Genomic DNA, 19,609 nt, shown 5'->3' with positions numbered 1-19,609 from the left:
CCGCGGGAGGGTGGTGCGTTGCTTGCGCGAACCACCCTACGCGTCGTCGTGTTCGTCGCCGGCCGGATCCAGGTGGGTCGTCACATACAGCACCGGCAACGCGGCCACAACACGGCGTCGCGCTTCCACCGTGATGGCGTGCCCTTGGCGGACAGTTTGCTCACCGTCGACTTCCAAGTGCACGTCGACCACGATGTGATCGCCCATCATGCGGGTGCGCAGATCGTGCAGACCCAGCACGCCCGGCGTCGCCAGCAGGCACTCGTGCAGGCGGGCGACCTGCTCGTCGCTGGCGGCGCGGTCCATCAGATCGTGCAGCGCATTCCAGGAGAACGTCCAGCCCATCTTGCCGACCATGACACCGACCACCAGCGCGGCCAGCGGGTCGAGCAGATGAAACCCCAACAGATTGCCGCCGATGCCGAAAGCGACAACCAGCGACGATGCCGCGTCGGAGCGCGCATGCCAGGCATTGGCTTCCAGCATGCTAGACCCGACCTTACGCGCCGCGCGCAGCATATAGCGGAACAACAACTCCTTGGCGACCAGTGCGCTGAGCGCCACCCACAGCGCCATGCCGTGCACCTGCGCAATCAGGCTGGGGTCGAGCGCCTTACGCGTGCCATTGATCACCATGCCGACGCCGACCACCAGCAGCAGTACCCCCAGTACCAGCGACGCCGCAGTCTCATAGCGCAGATGGCCGTAATGATGGTCGTCGTCGGCCTCTTTCTGGCTGTGACGGTTGGCCAGCAACACTACGAAATCGGCGAACAGATCGGACAGCGAATGAATGCCGTCGGCAATCAGCCCCTGCGAGTCTGACAACCAACCGGCAATCACTTGCCCCGCCGTCAGCGCGATATTAGTCGCCACGCTGACCAGCGTGCTCTTCGAGGCGACCTGCTGACGCGACAGTTCGCCGACGCCGGCAAGCGCCTGAACATCTTGTCCCATGGGAATTTACCGAAAAATATAAATAAATATGACAAACTAGGACTACATGATATTCAGCAAACAAATACTTGTAAATATTAGACTACCGATCATGGGATGATTATTTTTCTCTTCACAAAATCGACAATCATTCTCAAATACAATCAAAAATAAATCTCATTCAGCCTATAAATTGGATTTATTTTCTATACTGATGCCACGAAAAAAATTAAGACAATAGCATTGAAATTTGCAAAACATACCAATTACCCAAATTGGCTAACTCAGTGCCGAGTTGATTTGGATCAACCCGTTACATTGCCTGCCGCCGGCCCATTACTATAGAATCATTTTCGAATATAACAATTAAATAGAATAAAAGATTCGATTGATTTACCGCCTGTTTCGCGCAGGCCCTGCCGCCTTTTTAGACTCCTACTGCGAGTCCGATCGTTTTGTCATCCCCGGGATAAACCCCCGGCATACGTATCCCGCTGTCGGCCTCATCAGACTACCCCACGCTGATTCGGTTGTATGACGTGATTTCTGCTGGTTCGCGCCACAGGCGCGACCAGGTCAAAACGCGTGCCGCCAGGCACACCATTCGTGCGCCCGCCCTTTATCGCGGCGTTTGTCTGGATTTCGATTTTTTTCAGCAGCTCAGGCTGCCGCTATGGATGCCTTGCGCCCACGTAATGACAACGTCATTGATAGGCCTCGGCTTTTTCAACCCGCCATGGAGAGACGTCGATTGGCACACCACCTTCGTCATACCCGCGCCTTGTGGCGCACGCTGCAAAGTACTCGCAAATTTTTTAAATACTGATTCGGGATCTACAATGTCATCCAGTTCTGCCAAAAGCACCAAAATGGGGGTGGTCGGCCTGACCATCATCGTGGCCGTCAATATGATGGGCTCGGGCATCATCATGTTGCCCGCAAGCCTGGCCAAAGTCGGCACCATCTCGCTCCTGTCCTGGCTCGTCACCGCGCTGGGTTCGATGGCCCTGGCCTACTCCTTCGCCCAGTGTGGATTCTTCGTTTCCCGCTCGGGCGGCATGTCGGCCTACGCCGAAGAAGCACACGGCAAGTCGTCCTTCTTCATGGCCTCGTACACCTACTACCTGTCGCTGGCCATTGCCAACGTGGCGATCGCCATCACCGCCATCGGCTACCTGTCGCCCTTCGTGCCCTGGCTGTCGGCTGCGCCGGTCAACACCTGCATCGGCGTCATCGCCCTGTTGTGGCTGACCGCCATCGCCAACTTCCGCGGTGCGCGCATTACCGGCCGTATCAGCGGCGTGACGGTGTGGGGGGTGATCATCCCGGTGGCGACCCTGGCATTCTTTGGTTGGTTCTGGTTTGACCCGCATCTGTTCGCCAGCGCCTGGAACGTGCAGCACAAGCCGTTCGGCGAAGCGATCTCCTCCAGTATCGCGCTCACCTTGTGGGCATTCCTCGGCATGGAATCGGCCTGCGCCAATTCCGACGCGGTAGAGAACCCCAAGAAGAATGTGCCGATCGCCGTCATGGCCGGCACCGGCATTGCCGCGGTCATCTACATTCTGTCGACCGCCGCCATGCAAGGCATCGTGCCCAACCATGAACTGGCCAACTCGTCGGCACCGTTCGGACTGGCCTTTAGCATGCTGTTCTCGCCGGCACTCGGTAGCCTGGTCAGCCTGTTGGCGGTCGTCGCCTGCACCGGTTCGCTGTTGGGCTGGCAATTCACCATCGCCCAAGTCTCCAAGGCCGCAGCCGATCACGGCATGTTCGCCAAGGTATTCAGTGCGGTGAACAGCAAGGATGCGCCGGTCAAGGGCATGGTGATCGTTACCGTCGCCCAAACGCTGATTTCGCTGATGACCATTTCGCCTAGTCTGAATCAGCAATTCAACACCCTGGTCAATCTGGCGGTGTTCACCAACGTCGTGCCCTACATCCTGTCGCTGACCGCCTTGTCGGCCATCATGAAGAAGCATGGCGTGGCCCAAGCCACTTATGTCCGCAACATGATCATCGTGATGGTCGCGTTGATTTATAGCCTGTACGGCATTTACGCCTCTGGCACCGATGCGGTGTTCTGGGGTGCGATCGTGATGTTGGCGGGTTATATCTTGTACGGTCTGCGCGCCGACCGGTTCCCGTCGCCGGTGACCGACGCCGGTGACCGACGCCGCCCACTAAGCGATATGCCATAAAGCAAACCGCCGGCACGGTTTCCCGTGCCGGCGGTTGCTGTTTTCTCTCCCTGTCCGCGCGGATCAGGCCAGGTACGGCGAGTCGTCCTGACGGGTATGCTCTTCCGGCAACACGATCGCCTGGCTCGGCGTGCGCAGCGGCAGATGGATCTCCGCCACCATGCAGCGGGCACCGCCGCCACCGAGACGCTCGATGGTTTCGACCGGCGCTTGTACCGGGGTGACATACTTCAGAATCTGCTCTTGCTGGCTCTTGCTCAACGAACCCCAGGCCTGACGCGACAGCGCCAGGATCGGTTGATCCTTGTGGCCTTTCAGTTCGATACAGTTGCCGGCGAAGTGCTCGACCTGATCCAGCGTGATATCGACGATTTCCTTGCCGCTCTTTTCCAGCGACTGCACCACGGCCTTGCGTTCGTACGGGCTGAGGATCGACTCCAGGCAGACCACGGCCATCTTGTCGCCGACGTGCATCATCACGTTGGTGTGGTAGATCGGCATGTTGTGCTTGTCGACCGCGGTGAACCACACGGTGCTATAACCCATCACCTTGGCGAAGGCGCCTTCGACCATTTCATGGCTGCGCGACGAGCGGCAGACATAAGCGATCTGATTGTCGCGATCCAGCACCATCGAGCCGGTGCCTTCCAGGAAGTATTCCTTCGACTCGTAGGAGCTGAAGTCCATCAACGAGGAAATGTCGAAACGCTCACCGATGCACTCCAGAATGTCGCGGCGACGCTCCAGCCGGCGATTGAGCGCTTCCATCGGATACAGAATCACCGTGCCGTCGTCGTGGGTGGTAATCCAGTTATTCGGGAAGATCGAATCCGGCGTGTGCGGAACTTGGCGATCCTGAATCACCATGACGTCGACGCCGGCTTCGCGCAGCAAAGCGACGTATTCGTCGAATTCCTTGACCGCAGCCTCCTGCGCCTGTTCAGGCGTCATATCGGAATGCTGAAAAGTGTTGCTGCCTGCGGTGTCCGGGTTGCTGGTGAAGTGCGTCGGACGGACCATCAGGATGTGCTTCGTGGTTTGCATGACATGACCTCGTAATGAAATCAGGCGGGTGAGAAAGGGCCTCATTGTGCGAGCATTCGCCCAACAATTCCGGCTGTAATCAATGTTGGCTGACAGCGTTTTCTGTTATATTCGTTCGTGTTACAGCAGATTCCGCTGTAAACCTTTAAAACCAATCTTCTCCAAGGCTCTCGTCATGAAACGGGACGACAAAAATAAGACGATCAGTCAGCTCGACCGCATTGACCGTAAAATCCTTGAGGTTCTGCGCCACGACGGGCGTATCTCCTACCAACGGCTGTCCGAAATGGTCTATCTGACACCTCGTCCCTGCCAGGAGCGGGTTCGTCGTCTGGAACAAGCCGGCATTATCCGTGGCTACACCGCCATCATAGACGATGATGTTCACCGCCTAGGTGTCATCCTGCACGCCAAAATCGCCTTCTCAAGCCAAAGCGGCCGCTCGGCGCAGCAAGCGTTCGAGGCCGAGGTGCAAAGCCGCCCCGAGGTTCTGGACTGTTGGCTGGTCAGTGGCCAGTTCGACTACGTGGTGCGTATTCACTGCGCCGACATGGACCAGTACCGCACCCTGACCAGCGAATGGCTGGCCAGCGAGGTGTTCAAGATTGAAAAGATCGTCAGCGACCCGGAGATGCAGGTCATCAAAGGCGCCGGCATTACCAGGGAATAAATTAACAATACCTGATATTGCCTTAATATACACCGCCGATTTGCCGCCGATATTTGGCCTGGATCAAGCGCCAGGCGCGGGGAACTCATAAGACTTCATGCGCAGCGTCTGCGGATTGGTCGCATAGCGTTCCAGCGCAGTCAATTTGCCGATTTGACAGGGAAACGACCGACCGCCGAACACCTGGGCATGGATACTGTCGAGCACGGCGCGTAACTCGACTTTGTCCTTGCAGCGGCGCAACCAGCTCTTGGGCAGATGGCGCGCGTCGCTGCCGTCCAGCCACTGAAAACCGCCGATGGCCTTTAGCTTGTCCTTGTCGTCGAAACGCACTTGCAGATTCAATAGGAAGGATGGCTTATCGGCACTTTGCAACAACGCCGACAACGCGGTCTCGCCGCGCGGCGCCAGCACTTGGCCGAGCACGAACAGCAGCGCCCAGCAGTCATTGAGGGCACGGTGGCTATCGTAGAAATACCCGCAGTGATACACCAAGAGCTCCAGCTTGGCACTGGTGAAGCCGGCCGCCATCCAGTCGATCTCGTTCACCGAACAGGCAAAGGACTTCTCTTGGAAAATCGGCCAACGGCGCGACAGGAATGGCCGGTCGAAAGCGGCATTATGAGCGATCACCAGATCGGCCTGACGCGCCAGATCGTTGACGCAGGCATCGTCCATGCGCTGGCCGGCCAAATCGGCATCCGAAAGGCCCGTCACGGTCTGCACGACCTGGGACAACGGCTGCCCCGGGTCCTCCAGGCCATCGTATTGGCCAACGATCTCCAACCACTCCCCGGTCGCCCGGCGGTAACGCACCAACAGCATGCCGACTTCGATAATCACGTCGTACTGCTTATCCATGCCGGTGGTTTCGGTGTCGATGATCAGGGCGAGTCCGGTATCGCCTTCTCCGGCAGGGGGCGACTGAAGCTGTTCCGGCACACGGCGCAGCAGGCGAAATTCGGGATGGTCGGCAATGATTTGCAGGGCTTGTATGGTATCCATGGATGAAGGCGTTCCGATTCGATCCGGGCATGATAGCGCGACGGCGTAGCGACCGGGATTTTATTGCCGCCTCCTGGCTACCCATTTTTGTTATGCAAATAGCCGAATATTAACTAATATGGGAATCTCAAGGGTCGCATCAACAGGCCCAAAGGAGTCCGTGATGTCCATCAGCCCGGTTTCATCTGGCCACAGCCAGCTCTATGCACCGTCCACCGCCACGGCGCAAACGGCCGCCGACCGCAAAGTCGACGACAAGCACAAGCAGCAGAGCGAGCAGACGCAAAGCAGCAATGCCAAGGCCCAGCCCACCGTCAACACGAATGGGCAAACGACCGGCCAGTTGATCAACACGACAGCCTGATTCCCCCGGCTAGCCGTGCCCTCCCCCGCCGCGCGCTGTTCGCCCGGCGGGCGTTGTCGTTTGTCAATCTACCGTATTGCCAGATTGTCGCCTGTCCCGCCCATGCAAAAATGCCCGTGCCCTTCATGCGCAGCCGACGTTCGCCGCACTGCCGCCTGGAGGGCCAGAAACCAAAGCACACCGTACCCACGGTCGTCGTTGGCGTATGAGCTTTCCTTGCACCGCGCTATTTCGCTCACCAAACCAAGGAAAACCATGAAAACCATCTCTTTTGCATTGTTGACGAGTTTGGCCTTACACCAGGGGATCGCACAGGCCGCACCGGCATGGCTTGATTATTTCTCCTACGAGTCATTGCAAAAAATGCTCGAAGCGTATGAGCCGCAGCCGGACGAGAACACGTCTAGCCGCTTCGCCTTTACCCATACGCAACCGCACGACCCAGCGCAAAGCGAGCTCGCTTTGCGGGGAGCGCTCTTCGCCGACAGCATGCATGACTTCCGCAAGGGGTTGTGCCCCAAGGCCAGCCCGCGGTGGTGCCAATGGCAGGCACGGCAAACCTCGGAGTACACCCACTTCGCTCAGGCCCGACCGCAGATCGGCCAGCAGGTGGCGAGTGTCTTCCGCCTAGGCGCCATGGACCGCCTGATACTGCTTCTTGGCAAGCGCAACTTGTCGCAAGAAACGCCGGCGCCAGCGCCGACATCGTCGTCTGTCGGCGCCTAGGAACCGGCAGCCGCCAATAGAGCCTAATCCGCTCCCCCGGCGGCTTAAACCGCCGGGACCAACGCAACATTGCTCCCCTCCTCCTCATCCACTAGGAAAAACCATGGTAAATGTACCGCTGGCCCTCGTGGTCGGCCTGACCCTGCTTCAGTCGGAAGCCAACAGCACACCGAGGATAAACCTCACCCCCGACGACGCCCTCTCGGCGAGCACGCATCCCAACGATGCGCCAACGCTGCGCAGCTATGTCGGTTTTACCGTCATCGATATCCTGCACGGCCGCAGCCCGAAAACCATGGTGAAAGAACGCCCGCCCTCAACGGGACGGCCGGCAAAACGTCCGTCGGCCGCAGCGCCCTCCCCACCCTGGCCGTAGCGGCGCCTTATCTCTTGGCATCGGTTTTGGCGTTATGACATTTGCAACAATCCGTCACGCCCGCTACGGATTTGTCGACTGTCCTAACTGACGGATGTTCAACTGTATACCCCGCGTGAGAATGTGTTGGCGCGGCCAGAATGCCAGGCTTGGTTCCGGCCGCGTCGACGACTGTCGAGCGACAACTGCCACCAACGGCAGTGGCATCGCTGCCTGCGATATCGCAAAATCTATCCGCAGCACCTTATTAGGCTCAAATCACAAGAAAGATACCCATGAAACGCACTTCGTTAGCATTACTGCTTGGTTTGGCGTTTGCTCATGGCGCCGCCATGAGCGCACCGGTCTCCGGCATCGACTTCAGCGGCTTCGACCGCTCGGTTCGAATTCAGGACGATATTTTCAGCGCCGTGAACGGCCAGTGGGTCAAGAACACCCCCATTCCCGGCGATCACGCCTCTTACGGCGCATTCACTATGCTGCGCGACGAAAACGAGACGCGCAGCCGCCAGTTGGTCGAGCAAGCGGGCAAAAAAGCCAGTGCCACGGCAGAGGAACACAAGCTGTCCGACCTCTATTTGAGCTTCACCGACGCAAAGACCGCGGATCGACTCGGTCTGCTGCCCTTGTATGGTCAATTGGCGCGCATTGCCACCGTCGACAGCCAAGCGTCGCTTACCCGCCTGATGGGCTCGTGGCAAGCGACCTCGGTGGATCTGCCTTTGCGCGTCAGCGTCGACCCGGATGCCGGCAACCCGACCATGACGTTGCTGCAGCTCAATCAATCCGGGCTGGGGCTGCCGGATCGAGACTATTACCTGCAAGCAGACGCCCGTTTCGTCGCGGCGCGAAAAGCCTACCTGGATTATCTGACCCGCCTGTTTTCGCTGACGGGCATGCATGAGCCCGGCAAACGCGCCGAGGCCGTACTGGCGCTGGAAACCAAGATCGCGCAGGCACAATGGGACAACGTCGCCAACCGCGACCCGGTTAAGACCTACAACCCGATGAGCCGGGCGCAATTGCACCAGGCCGTACCGAATATCGACTGGCAGGTCTGGTTCGAAGCCGCCCAAGTGGGCAAGGTGAAAAAGTTGAACCTGACTCAACCGAGCTATGGCAAGGCCTTGGGCGGGATCGTGCACGACACGCCGCTGCCGGTGTGGCGCGACTACCTGAGAGCCCGGCTGCTGGATGCCTACGCCCCCTACCTGAGCAAGCCGTTCGTCGATGCCAGCTTCGCACTGCATCAACAAGCCCTGTCGGGCGTCAAGGAACAGCGTCCGCGCTGGAAGGACGGCGTCGCGCTGGTCGAATCTTCGATGGGCGAAGCGTTGGGCAAACTGTATGTGGCTAAATATTTCCCGCCCGAGGCCAAGGCGAAGATGGACCAGCTGGTGCAAAACCTGATGGGGGCTTATCGCCAAAGCATCAATACGCTGGAGTGGATGACGCCGACCACGCGTGCCGCCGCCCAGGAGAAGCTGTCCAAATATCAGATCAAGATCGGTTATCCGGCCAAATGGCGCGACTACAGCTCGTTGTGGATCGTACCGCATGACTTGGCCGGCAACGTGACCCGCGTCGCCGAATTCCAGTACCGCTACAAGCTGAACAAGCTGGGCCGTCCGGTGGATCGCACCGAATGGCAGATGACGCCGCAGACGGTGAACGCCTATTACGATCCGTCGCTCAACGAAATCGCCTTCCCGGCGGGCATTCTGCAGCCGCCGTTCTTCAACGCACAGGCGGACGATGCGGTCAATTACGGCGGTATCGGCGCGGTGATCGGCCATGAGATCAGCCACGGTTTCGACGATCAGGGTAGCCAGTTCGACGGCGACGGCAAGTTGCGCAATTGGTGGACCGCGGAAGACCGCGCCCGCTTCGAAGCACTCACCAGCAAGCTGGTGGCGCAATACGACAGCTACGAACCGCTGCCGGGCAAGCACATCAACGGCAAGTTGACCTTGGGCGAGAACATCGCCGACAACGCCGGCCTGCAAATCGCCTACAAGGCCTACCACCTGTCGTTGGCCGGCAAGCCCGCCGCGGTGATCGATGGCCTGACCGGCGATCAGCGCTTCTTTATCGGCTTTGCGCAGGTTTGGCGCAACAAGATCAAGGACGAGGCGCTGCTCAAGCTGCTGGTAACCGATCCGCACTCGCCGGCCAGCTTCCGCCCGCAAGGTGCGGCGGTCAATGCCGATGGCTTCTACAGTGCCTTCGACGTCAAGCAGGGCGACAAGATGTACAAGCCCGCCGCCGATCGGATTCATCTCTGGTAACCGCTAGTCTCCTGTTGCTGCCCGGGCCTTGCGCCCGGGTTTTTTTTGTCTGAACCGCGCTATCCGACAGCTCGTGCCGCGCTGAATTTCAGAATTGCCTCGCCCGTGCCAGAATACTTACGCCCGTCCGGCCGTCACAGCCGACGCGGCATGTTCATTGCATCGTACCCTTCGCTCACACACAGTTACGAGAAACCAAGAGAGGTATTCCATGAAATGGTCATCGTTGGTTCTGTTGACTTGTCTTGCCTCGACACAGGGCATCGCCATCGGCAATCCGGTTTCCGATATGGGCGCCGGTTGTCTCGGCGAGGTTCTCCGCTACCAGGAGGCAACCGACCACCCCGTCAACTGCCAGGAAAATAAAAAGAAGCTACGGGATCTCTTCGCGCCGCCGAGAATCGGCCAGTTGATATCGCTCAACACACAAGGAAGCCTGCTGCACTCGCTCAGCGTCGTCCAGGCGCTACGACGCGCAACCCGGCAAGATCTCGACCCCCTCGCCAGAGCCGTGGCGTCCGCCCAAGACACCGAGCGGCGCGATAACCCGCAAGACTAGATGGTCAATGCCGATGGCGTCTACAGTGCGTTCGACGCCAAGCAGGGCGGCCCGATGTACCTGCCCACCGACTGCCGGATTCGCCACCGATAACCGCTAGTCCCCTGCTGCCACCCGGGCCTTGCGCCCGGGTGTTTTTACGGCCGTGTCAGCATTGCCACAGAGGCGGTTCGTCCATCAGCGCGATCTGCTCGCGCAGTTCGAGAATGCGATCCTGCCAATAGCGCTGACCGCCAAACCAGGGAAAGGCCGCCGGAAAGGCCGGATCGCTCCAGCGCCGCGCCAGCCAAGCACTGTAGTGAATCAGCCGCAAGGTGCGCAGCGCTTCGACCAGGTGCAGTTCGCGGTAGTCGAATTCGTAGAAGTCTTCGTAGCCGGCCATCAGGTCGGCCAATTGGCGCGACTGGTCGGCGCGCTCGCCGGACAGCAGCATCCACAAATCCTGGATCGCAGGCCCGCTGCGGCTATCGTCGAAGTCGACGAAGTGCGGACCGTCGTCGGTCCACAGTACGTTACCCGCATGGCAGTCGCCATGCAGACGCAGCGTTTTCAGCGCCCCGGCCCGCTCATAGGCGCGTCGCACGCCATCGAGCGCCTGTCGTGCCACACCTCGGTAAACCTCGATCAGTTCGCTCGGCAGCCAATCGTTGGCGAGCAACCAATCGACCGGTTGCTCGCCAAAACTCTCGATGGTGAGTGCGGGACGACTACGATAGGGTTCACTGGCGCCCAGGGCGTGAATACGCCCCATAAAGCGCCCCATCCAGGTCAGGGTATCTGAACGATCGAATTCCGGCGTCCGCCCACCGCGCCGGGGGAATAGTGCGAAGCGGTAATCGCCATGCCGATGCAAGGTCTGCCCGTCGAACGCCAGCGCCGCGACCACGGGAATCTCTCGCGCGGCAAGTTCGGCGACAAAGGCGTGCTCTTCGAGGATCTGGTCATCCGACCAGCGCTCGGGGCGATAGAATTTGGCCACCAAAGGCGGGCCATCTTCCATGCCGATCTGGTAGACGCGATTTTCATAGCTGTTGAGCGCCAGCAAGCTGCCGCTCGGGCGCAGGCCAAGCGACTCGATAGCGTCGAGCATGGTGTCGGGCGTCAGCCCGGCGAAAGGATGCGTGGTGAGTTCCATGGAGCGCAGTATATCGGATTCGCGCCCTATGGCAGTCAAACACAACAGCTAGTCATCGTGCCGCGCGAATAAAAAGGCGGTGCTGTGATAGTGCGGCTCGCCATGCGATAGATCCAACGCCCACTCTTCTTGATAGGAGAGCAGGGTCAAACCCTCGAATGTTTCACGCAGTTCCCCCGAGCGATAGTAGTGCCGGATATGGCCGGCGGTTTCGCTGGCGCTGCCTAGATGGCTGCAGCCGGGGTCATCGTCGAGAAACACGGCCGCGTATAAATAACCGCCAGGCGCCAAACCCGCTACCATGGCCTGCGCCATGCGCAGGCCATCGTCCTTGGCGAGATGATCCAGCGAGGTATTGGCCACGATCAGCCGATAGGCAAACGGTTGAATCGGGAACTGTGCAATATCGCCGTGCACCCCCTGGATGCTCAGCTTCTCATCGGCAGCATGTTGCCTGAGTTGGGCTATGGCGACGCCCGAGCAATCTACCGCGGTCACATCATAGCCACAGCGCGCGAGGTGAAACGCGTTGCGTCCCTGGCCACAGCCAAGGTCGAGTGCGAGGCCTGGGCCGCGCACGCTATATGTTTGCATGTAATGGACCAACTGCCCCATTGGGGCCAGGCCATACAGATTTGTATGGCCGCGGTAAAACTCGTCGAAGCTCTGCACTGACATCGCTCTCACTCCATCATGTTTTCCGGGGCAGGAAGACAAGCATGAGCGAAAACTCATATGCAGTGAGGATATTTAATTAAGAATTAAATTGACAATCACCCACTCAGCGCGGTGGCGCACTTACCTTGTAACGCGGCGGCAGCAGCAGTGCCGGGATTTCCCGCTGCAGTTTGCCGCGACCGCGACGAACCGCCCTGGGTTGCTTGATGCCCTCGGGCGCGCCGGTCAACGCATCGGCCGCCGGCATGTGATGGACAGGCGCAGCGGGACGCGGCATCCACGACGGCCAGAAGCCGTCGACCGGCTGGGCCTCCAAGTTCTTGCGAATCAGCTTGTTGATCGCATCGAGCTGACGGCTCTCTTCCTGCGACATCAGGGAAATAGCCACTCCCGAGGCGCCGGCCCGGCCGGTACGGCCGATACGATGCACATAATCTTCCGGCGCATTCGGCAATTCGAAGTTGACCACATAGGGTAATTCGCTGATATCCAGTCCACGCGCCGCCACGTCGGTCGCCACCAGCACGCGGATCGCGCCGTCCTTGAAGGCCGCCAGCGTTTCCAGCCGCGCAGCCTGGGCCTTGTCGCCGTGGATAGCCTCGGCGGCGTGCCCGTCTCGCTTCAAATCGCGCGACAATTGATCGGCGCTGAGCTTGGTCTTGCAAAACACGATCACCTGGCCCATGTCGCGGCTGCGAATCAGGTGCGACAGCAGCTTGCGCTTCTGCCAACCGTCGGCAGCGTAAACCAATTGCTCGACGTCATCGTTGGTCGAGTTCTGACGCGCCACTTCGACCACCTGCGGATCGCGCATGAAATCTTCGGCAAGCTTTTTGATTTCCGAGGCGAAAGTCGCGGAGAACAGCAGCGTCTGCCGCTCGCGCGGCAAGAGCGCCATGATCTTGCGGATATCCTGGATGAAGCCCATATCCAGCATGCGGTCGCCCTCGTCGAGCACCAGCACGTCGACACGATTGAGCTGCACGGTCTTTTGCGACACATGGTCGAGTAGCCGCCCCGGCGTGGCGATCAGGATTTCGACGCCACGGCGCAGTTCGGCGACTTGCGGATCCATATTGACGCCGCCGAAGATCGTGGTGGCGCGCAAGGGCAGATAGCGGGTGTAGGCCTTGACGTTGACGCCGATCTGATCGGCTAGTTCGCGCGTCGGCGACAAGATCAGCGCACGCACCGGATGCATGGCCGGCGAAGCGCTGGGGTTGGCGTATTTCTTCAGGCGTTCGAGGATCGGCAGCATGAAAGCCGCCGTTTTGCCGGTACCGGTCTGGGCCGCGGCCAGCATGTCGCGGCCGGTCAGCACCAGGGGGATGGCCTTGGCCTGGATCGGGGTGGGCTCGTTATAGCCCTGCTCGCCGATGGCGCGGAGCAACTCCGGCGACAGGCCAAGCTCGGAAAATGACATTTGATATCTCCACTTTTGAATCTTTAGCAGCGCCGCTTCGCGGCGCCGTACCACATACCCTCGCGGGGCAAAAATGCCGACGCCGCCCAGTCAAGGCGGCGCGGGGGGATGGCGCATGTTCAGCCCAGCAGACTGGCCACGCTCATCAGTAGGATGACCAGCAGCCACAACAGGGCGGAGCGCCAAATCAACCCGACGGCACTACGCAGATAGTTCGGATCGGCTTCGTCGCCAAGACCGAGCTCTGGTCGGAACTTGACGGTATAGTCCTGCTTCAGCGGGTCGCCCAGACGGATGCCGAGCGCACCGGCGGCCGAAGCCAGCAGGATGCCGTTGGCGTAATCGCCCCAGGCCCGCGCCTGGGAACGCCAGCAATACACCGCATCTTCGAAGTCGCCCATCACGGCGAAGCTTGCAGCGGTCAAACGAACCGGCAGCCAATCAAGCCAAGTGGCCGCGCGGTCGGCGAACTGGCCGAAACGGTCTTCGGTCAGCGGGCGACTGCCCCATTTCTGATACAACATCTGGCTCAGCCGGTACAACAGGGCACCGGACGGCCCCGGCAACAGGACGAACCAGAACATGGTGCCGAACACGAAACGGTAGCTGTCCATCACACCCTGCTCGATGGCAAGGCGCGCGATCTCGTTGACGGACAGTTCGCTGCTCGGTTGACCGGTCCAGCGCGACAGTGCCTGACGAGCATCCAGTTCACGCCCTTCCGCCAAGGCGAGCGAAATCTCGGAAAACGCGCTGGAGAAATGGCGGAACCCCATGGTCAGGTACAGCACGAACACATTCCATAGCAGCGCCAGCACCGGGCTGAGAGCACGCAGGCCGTAGTAGACGGCCACGGATAGCAGCATCGGCGGCAGGATGGCGATCAACCAGGCGAACACGCCGTGACGGTTGGAGCCGGCATTCAGATTGCGCTCGAGATGATTGGCGTAACGAATGAACAGCAGCCAGACACGGTTGCGATTGCCGAGCGGGCGGATTTGCTCGAGCCCCAGTGCGAAAATCAGTGATAGCAGGGTCATTGTTTTTGAATGGTTGTCCAGGCCCAATAGGAAGATACCACAACTACCACCGGACGATCACGCCTCAGGCCGATCCCAAGTGCCGGCCGCCGATCGGCACTTCCGCCTGCGCACCGTCCGGCCCGTAAGACATCATCGATGCCGCAGCCGATTTGAGCACGCCCAACGCTTCGTGTGTCCGGTGCAAGCCGAGATTGATCTGCTTGCCATTGAACTCGTTGAGCGCCATGGCACGGCCCAATGAGCTCTCCAACAGAAACCAGGCCTCGCAGGCTTGCGGTTTGTCCTTAAGCCAGGTTAGCACCGACTCGCGATCGGTGACGCCCTGAGCCCGCAGCCAAAGCTGACGCTCTCGACTGACGAGCGCCAGCGCTTCCAGCGCGCGGCCCTTCTCATCGGCCAGCGCCTCCAGGCGCAACGCCTCGCCGGCGATCAGCGCCTGCTGTTCCTGTTCCAGAAAAGCAATAAGCCGGGACACCTGTTCGGTTTCGTCCCGGCACAGTTTGGCAAACAATTCAATATCCGCCATACCCACCCGAATTTCTAACTATCATCCGCGCCGACTTAACCCGCCAGCAGCTGCTTGGTCGAGGCAATCAAGCCATCGGCGATATTTTCCGGATTGATCTGAAAACTGCCCGAAGCGATCGCGCTCTTAATGGCTTCGACCTTGCTGACATCGAAAGACGGCTCTGCTGCCATGTCCTGCGAGACGGCATTGATCTGGCTTGCCAGCGGATTGATCGCAACCTGCGAGGATGGCGCATTCCCACCCGTCGACTCGGTGTCGTTCTTGCGCTTCGCGCTCTTACCCTGAGTGGGGTAAAGGTTCTGGATATTGCCCGATTGGTCGATTTTCATGTTTGGGCCCCTTCCTTCAAGACTTCATGGTTACCCGTATTATCGTCTCAAATAGCAATTACATGAGCAATTATTTTAATTGGATAGGCTGACCACACCATCCTGTCCCGCCACGCCACGCAACAACTGCCCGTTGGGCATACGCACCGGAACCACGTCACCCGCGCGGCCATTGGCGATGGCGACCCCCTCGGCTTCGACGCTGAAACCGTCGCCGCTGACCACCACCTTGACGCGCTGATTCATTTTCACAACAAATGGCGGCCTGACCATAAAGCTTCTCAACCAGATTCCGGCCGCCGCGCCACTTGTCATGCTCTGTCCAACCACTTGAGCCGGATCCGCCAGAATGTCGCGCGCCATGGACGAATCGGGTAGCGGCACTTGCCGAATATCATCCGGACCGAGCATATCGCCGGCGCGCACCGGCCGGGTCAGAATCAGCCCCATCGCGGCGTCGCTGATCGAGACCGGCAGACGCAACCGCCAGCCGGGCGACAGGCAATAGATGTCCAAGAAGGTATTGCCGCTCGGCTCGGCACCGTCGCTCCAGGCAATCTGGGGATCGACGCAGGCGGGCACCGCCAGCCTGCGGTCGAGTTTCCCCAATCGGAAGGTCGCCTGCGGCCGTTGGCTGAGCTCGCCTTTGACGTAACTACGCGCCAACTGCTCCAAGAGCGCCATATTCTGATTGGCGGCCATGGCTGGCATTGCCAGGAGAAGCGCAAACAATATAAGAAAAAACTGTTTCATGCCGCCATTGTAGCGTAAGTCAATCATCCAACATGCCAGGGGTGATCATGGCCTTGAGTCGCACCGGGTCGCCACCGGTCTGGTGACGTAGTCCCAGCCACCAAATGGCGCCCTTCTTGATGTTCCAGTATTGCGGATCGCCGGACATCAGCCGCGCAGCCAAGCGACCGAGATAGGGTTGGTGGCCGACCAACACCACCGTGTCCACCTCGTGGTACTGGTCGATCACCGCCAGCACGTCTTCCAGCGCCGCACCGGGGTTAAGCCCGGCATCCACCTGGTAGCCCTTGCTGAGAAAGGCGGCGGTCTGCTTCGAACGCTTCGCCTCGGAGGCCAGTACCACATAGTCGTCAGGCAAACGCTGGCTAAGCCATGCCGCCATGCTGCGCCCTTGCTGCTGCCCCTTGCGGGTCAGCGCCCTGTGCAGATCGTCCGAGCCCTCCTCGGCCTCGGCGTGACGCCATAGAATCAGATCCATCGCCCCTCCATGTTTTAAAATTCGAACCAGTTATAACTGCAGAATACTGCAAAACAATGGCACCAGCACGGCCGTCATGAGGCCGTTGAGTCCCATGGCCAGGCCGGCGAAAGCACCGGCGGTTTCCGACAACTGCAGGGCGCGCGCCGTGCCGACGCCATGGGCGGCGATACCGGTGGCGAAGCCCAGCGTCAGATCGTCCAGCCGAGGAAAGCGCTGGCGCAACGGCCCGAGCATGGCGGCGCCGACGATACCGGTCAGAATGACGCAGGCCGCCGCCACCGATGGAATGCCCCCCACCTGCTCGGCGATCCCCATGGCGATCGGCGTGGTCGCCGATCGCGGCAGGATGGACAACAGGATAGGACGAGGCAGGCCGAACAACTGGCCGAGCACCGCGCCAGACAGGATGCCGACCACGCCGCCGAACAGCAGCGCAAAAAACAATGCCGGCGCGCTGCGCTTCAGATGATGCAGGTTGTCGTACAGCGGTACCGCCAGCGCCACGGTGGCCGGACCAAGCAGCAGATGGATGAAGCGCGCGCCTGACATATATTCCTGGTATTGCATGCCCGAGCCCCACAACACCGAGATAACGAGCAGTACGCCGACCAGCACGGTATTGGTCAACGGGTGGCCGTGGCAACGTCGGTTGAGCGCGATGGCCAGCCGGTAGGCCAGCAACGTGAGAAATAGCCCAGTCAACGGCGAATGCCGGATCGCGTCGAGCGCGGCGTTCATGCGCGGCTCCCGTGCGTTGGGCGGCGGAGCCAGTGCAGCAGGCCGGCTGCGGCCAGCCAGGTGAGGCATGTCGCCATGAAGACGATCAGCAGCAACTGCCAGGCGAATGGCGCCAGCAGCGACCGCCACAGCACGACGCCGACGCCGGCCGGAATGAATAGCAGCGACAGATGGCGCAACAACCCCGGAACGGTGGCGCGCAATGCATCGGGAACCGTGCGGCGCACACACAGGGTCAAGAACAATAGCAGCATGCCCAATACTGGCCCCGGCACAGGCAGCGACAGCGCTCGGCAGATGGCCTCGCCCGCGATTTGATAGCCCAACAGCCAGATCAGTGCATTCAACATGATGTCGCTCGATTCTTATCGATACCCCATGCGCCAGGCCGGCACGGGACAGCGAACCTTACGTTTGGCATAATGTGTGCCATGTTTGCCGATAAATATTGGGCGGGCAACCCGCCACACCTTTCGCCCGCCATGCGATCCTGCCTCACGGAAGAAGGCTCCCTGACCGAGCGACTGATCGCCACCGGGCACGACTTCTCCGTGCGCGTCTTATACCAGGGTCCCTCCGCCGCCGCGCCCGACGAGGCGGGGCTGATCGGCCTCGACGCCGGAGCGCCGCTCACGGCCCGGCATGTCGCCCTCATGCTCGACGGCGTTTGCGTCGTCGTCGCACGCAGCATCGCCCGGAGCGGTTGCCCGATTTGGGAACCGGTGCTGGCGCGCGGCAGCCGCTCGCTGGGTCTGACGCTGTTCGACCGAAGTAGCGAGATTATACGCGCCCCCTTGCACTACCGTGAGCTTCACCCAGGTCTGGCGCTGTTCAATCTGGCGCGGGGCCTGGATCTGTCCGATGCGTCGCGCTATGCCGCCCGGCGCTCGAATTTCATCCTCGATGCGGCCGCGTTGAACGTCTGCGAAGTCTTTCTACCCGTGTTGGAGACCTTCCTATGAGTCCGGCGCTGCGGCAACGGCTGGCGCTGTACTGCCAGTTGATGCGAATCGACAAGCCGATCGGCACCCTGCTATTGCTATGGCCGACCCTGTGGGCGATATGGATCGCATCCAACGGCCACCCGCCGCTAGCCATCCTGGCGATCTTCGTGCTCGGCACCTTCCTGATGCGCTCGGCGGGCTGCGTGATCAACGACTATGCCGACCGCGACTTCGACGGCCAGGTGGCCCGTACCAGCGGCCGACCGTTCGCCCGCAAGGCAGTCAGCGGCCGCGAGGCACTGCTCTTGGCCACTGGCCTGGCGCTGTTGTCGCTGCTGCTGATCCTGCCGCTCAACGCACTGACGCTGGAATTGAGCGTGATCGCCGTGCTGGTCGCCGCGAGTTATCCGTTTACCAAGCGTTTCTTTCCGCTGCCGCAGGCCTACTTGGGCATCGCCTTCTCCTTCGGCATCCCGATGGCGTTCGCCGCCATCACCGGCACGGTACCGGGCACGGCCTGGCTATTGACGCTGGCCACCGGCTTCTGGGTGGTCGCCTACGATACCGCCTACGCCATGGCCGACAAGCCGGACGACCTGAAGATCGGCATCAAAACCTCGGCCATTACCTTCGGCGACCATGACGTTCTGGCCATCATGCTGTGCCATGCGGTCTTCCTGCTGCTGCTGTCCTGGCTCGGGCTGCAGTGGCGCTTCGGCAACACATTTTATGTCTTTGTATTATTTTCTGTGATTTTGATTATTATTCAGTATCGCGAGATCAAGGGCCGCGACCGCCAGCGCTGCTTCAAGGTTTTTCTGGATAATAATCGGGTTGGCGCCGCACTCTTTGCCGGTATCGCACTGGATTATTTGCTGCGATAGCACGCGTTCTCGCGGTTATTCACCACAGGAGATGACGAGATGATGAAACGCGTATTCGTGGCGCTCATTGCAGCGTCCTTGGTGCTGCCCGCCGTTGCCGCACAACAAAGCCTCCACCACAAAGCTCATAAAGTGCTACACAAAAAAGCCCACCAAGAGCTGGATCATCACTTAAAGAACTAAGCAACGCAGCGAGTAGGAGCCCGCGGCGGCCGGCCCGTTCTTTTATACGGCTACCATCTTTTATTCATATTGCTTATTATCGGATACCGCGCGTCGAATCGGGGCGCGGTTCTTTCAGTCCATTCAGCAAAGGAAACGCATTACCATGAAAAAACTGCTCGCCATGATGATCGCCTGCGCTATCGCCCTGCCCACCTTTGCCGCCGATGCCTCGGCGCCGATGCACATGAAGAAGATGGAAAAGCAACACAAGCCGATGCACAAGAAGATGATGAAGAAGAAGATGGCTTCGGCCGCCTAACGCTCGTCGCGTCGACATC

General features: G+C 60.0%; 24 protein-coding genes. 11 read left to right on the top strand and 13 right to left on the bottom strand.

The features are described from left to right. Positions 1–36: 36 nt before the first annotated feature. Positions 37–957, bottom strand: a complete 921-nt coding sequence (locus tag DFP86_RS04630; RefSeq protein ID WP_133678846.1) for a cation diffusion facilitator family transporter — start codon at positions 955–957, stop codon at positions 37–39. A gap of 818 nt (positions 958–1,775) precedes the next feature. Here DFP86_RS04630 and potE point away from each other — a divergent pair. Beyond that, entirely contained in the window at positions 1,776–3,137 is a 1,362-nt protein-coding gene (gene potE, locus DFP86_RS04625) for a putrescine-ornithine antiporter (protein ID WP_133678845.1), read from the top strand. Positions 3,138–3,200: 63 nt separating this feature from the next. Here potE and ctlX read toward each other — a convergent pair whose 3' ends face one another. Next, positions 3,201–4,181 carry a citrulline utilization hydrolase CtlX gene (gene ctlX / locus DFP86_RS04620; RefSeq protein ID WP_133678844.1) on the bottom strand — a complete coding sequence of 327 codons (981 nt, stop codon included), beginning with the start codon at positions 4,179–4,181 and terminating at the stop codon, positions 3,201–3,203. A gap of 175 nt (positions 4,182–4,356) precedes the next feature. Here ctlX and DFP86_RS04615 point away from each other — a divergent pair, with 175 nt between their 5' ends. Then, complete coding sequence (locus DFP86_RS04615; RefSeq protein ID WP_133678843.1) at positions 4,357–4,851, top strand: Lrp/AsnC family transcriptional regulator; 495 nt, start codon at positions 4,357–4,359, stop codon at positions 4,849–4,851. Between the two features lie 63 nt (positions 4,852–4,914). On the opposite strand, the gene DFP86_RS04610 is transcribed toward DFP86_RS04615, so the two are convergent. Next, positions 4,915–5,856 (bottom strand): 3'-5' exonuclease, encoded by a 942-nt coding sequence (locus tag DFP86_RS04610; RefSeq protein WP_133678842.1) that lies wholly within the window; start codon positions 5,854–5,856, stop codon positions 4,915–4,917. Positions 5,857–6,019: 163 nt separating this feature from the next. Between DFP86_RS04610 and DFP86_RS04605 the strand changes: the two genes are divergently transcribed. The 5 genes from DFP86_RS04605 to DFP86_RS04585 all read left to right on the top strand — a co-directional run bounded on the left by DFP86_RS04605 (position 6,020) and on the right by DFP86_RS04585 (position 10,169). Further along, positions 6,020–6,220 (top strand): hypothetical protein, encoded by a 201-nt coding sequence (locus DFP86_RS04605; protein ID WP_133678841.1) that lies wholly within the window; start codon positions 6,020–6,022, stop codon positions 6,218–6,220. Positions 6,221–6,475: 255 nt separating this feature from the next. After that, on the top strand, positions 6,476–6,946 hold the full coding sequence (locus DFP86_RS04600; RefSeq protein ID WP_133678840.1) for a hypothetical protein: 471 nt from the start codon (positions 6,476–6,478) through the stop codon (positions 6,944–6,946). A gap of 103 nt (positions 6,947–7,049) precedes the next feature. Beyond that, positions 7,050–7,322, top strand: coding sequence for a hypothetical protein (locus tag DFP86_RS04595; RefSeq protein ID WP_133678839.1), 273 nt, complete (start codon positions 7,050–7,052; stop codon positions 7,320–7,322). Between the two features lie 275 nt (positions 7,323–7,597). After that, positions 7,598–9,610: a M13 family metallopeptidase gene (locus DFP86_RS04590; protein WP_133678838.1), complete on the top strand. Its 2,013-nt coding sequence runs from the start codon at positions 7,598–7,600 to the stop codon at positions 9,608–9,610. A 211-nt stretch (positions 9,611–9,821) separates the two neighbouring features. After that, the gene (locus DFP86_RS04585; RefSeq protein WP_133678837.1) at positions 9,822–10,169 is read left to right on the top strand and encodes a hypothetical protein; all 348 of its coding nucleotides are present in this window, start codon (positions 9,822–9,824) and stop codon (positions 10,167–10,169) included. 148 nt (positions 10,170–10,317) lie between these two features. Here DFP86_RS04585 and DFP86_RS04580 read toward each other — a convergent pair whose 3' ends face one another. The 10 genes from DFP86_RS04580 to DFP86_RS04535 form a co-directional block, all read right to left on the bottom strand. Beyond that, entirely contained in the window at positions 10,318–11,304 is a 987-nt protein-coding gene (locus DFP86_RS04580) for a serine/threonine protein kinase (RefSeq protein ID WP_133678836.1), read from the bottom strand. 48 nt (positions 11,305–11,352) lie between these two features. After that, positions 11,353–11,982, bottom strand: coding sequence for a class I SAM-dependent methyltransferase (locus DFP86_RS04575; protein ID WP_166642151.1), 630 nt, complete (start codon positions 11,980–11,982; stop codon positions 11,353–11,355). Between the two features lie 103 nt (positions 11,983–12,085). After that, complete coding sequence (locus DFP86_RS04570; RefSeq protein ID WP_133678834.1) at positions 12,086–13,405, bottom strand: DEAD/DEAH box helicase; 1,320 nt, start codon at positions 13,403–13,405, stop codon at positions 12,086–12,088. A 119-nt stretch (positions 13,406–13,524) separates the two neighbouring features. After that, entirely contained in the window at positions 13,525–14,445 is a 921-nt protein-coding gene (locus DFP86_RS04565; protein ID WP_133678833.1) for a CobD/CbiB family protein, read from the bottom strand. Between the two features lie 64 nt (positions 14,446–14,509). Next, the gene (locus DFP86_RS04560) at positions 14,510–14,974 is read right to left on the bottom strand and encodes a flagella synthesis protein FlgN (RefSeq protein ID WP_133678832.1); all 465 of its coding nucleotides are present in this window, start codon (positions 14,972–14,974) and stop codon (positions 14,510–14,512) included. Between the two features lie 35 nt (positions 14,975–15,009). Beyond that, positions 15,010–15,306 (bottom strand): flagellar biosynthesis anti-sigma factor FlgM, encoded by a 297-nt coding sequence (flgM, locus tag DFP86_RS04555; protein ID WP_133678831.1) that lies wholly within the window; start codon positions 15,304–15,306, stop codon positions 15,010–15,012. 75 nt (positions 15,307–15,381) lie between these two features. Further along, entirely contained in the window at positions 15,382–16,008 is a 627-nt protein-coding gene (flgA, locus tag DFP86_RS04550; protein ID WP_166642149.1) for a flagellar basal body P-ring formation chaperone FlgA, read from the bottom strand. 70 nt (positions 16,009–16,078) lie between these two features. After that, complete coding sequence (locus DFP86_RS04545) at positions 16,079–16,537, bottom strand: SixA phosphatase family protein (RefSeq protein ID WP_133678829.1); 459 nt, start codon at positions 16,535–16,537, stop codon at positions 16,079–16,081. 30 nt (positions 16,538–16,567) lie between these two features. Beyond that, positions 16,568–17,278: an LrgB family protein gene (locus DFP86_RS04540; RefSeq protein WP_133678828.1), complete on the bottom strand. Its 711-nt coding sequence runs from the start codon at positions 17,276–17,278 to the stop codon at positions 16,568–16,570. Continuing rightward, complete coding sequence (locus tag DFP86_RS04535; protein WP_133678827.1) at positions 17,275–17,628, bottom strand: CidA/LrgA family protein; 354 nt, start codon at positions 17,626–17,628, stop codon at positions 17,275–17,277. Before DFP86_RS04535 ends, DFP86_RS04540 begins: the two co-directional genes overlap by 4 nt. Before the next feature lie 81 nt (positions 17,629–17,709). Here DFP86_RS04535 and DFP86_RS04530 point away from each other — a divergent pair, with 81 nt between their 5' ends. The 4 genes from DFP86_RS04530 to DFP86_RS19235 all read left to right on the top strand — a co-directional run bounded on the left by DFP86_RS04530 (position 17,710) and on the right by DFP86_RS19235 (position 19,590). Beyond that, complete coding sequence (locus DFP86_RS04530) at positions 17,710–18,240, top strand: chorismate--pyruvate lyase family protein (protein WP_243729303.1); 531 nt, start codon at positions 17,710–17,712, stop codon at positions 18,238–18,240. Beyond that, positions 18,237–19,106 (top strand): 4-hydroxybenzoate octaprenyltransferase, encoded by an 870-nt coding sequence (gene ubiA, locus DFP86_RS04525; protein WP_133678825.1) that lies wholly within the window; start codon positions 18,237–18,239, stop codon positions 19,104–19,106. The genes DFP86_RS04530 and ubiA overlap by 4 nt, the downstream gene beginning before the upstream one ends. A 39-nt stretch (positions 19,107–19,145) precedes the next feature. After that, on the top strand, positions 19,146–19,289 hold the full coding sequence (locus DFP86_RS19240; RefSeq protein ID WP_166642148.1) for a hypothetical protein: 144 nt from the start codon (positions 19,146–19,148) through the stop codon (positions 19,287–19,289). A gap of 145 nt (positions 19,290–19,434) precedes the next feature. Further along, on the top strand, positions 19,435–19,590 hold the full coding sequence (locus tag DFP86_RS19235) for a hypothetical protein (RefSeq protein WP_166642147.1): 156 nt from the start codon (positions 19,435–19,437) through the stop codon (positions 19,588–19,590). Positions 19,591–19,609: the final 19 nt, after the last annotated feature.

It is taken from the genome of Paludibacterium purpuratum (assembly GCF_004363805.1).
GTDB lineage: Bacteria > Pseudomonadota > Gammaproteobacteria > Burkholderiales > Chromobacteriaceae > Paludibacterium > Paludibacterium purpuratum.
This window is presented reverse-complemented; position numbering and strand designations above follow the sequence as displayed.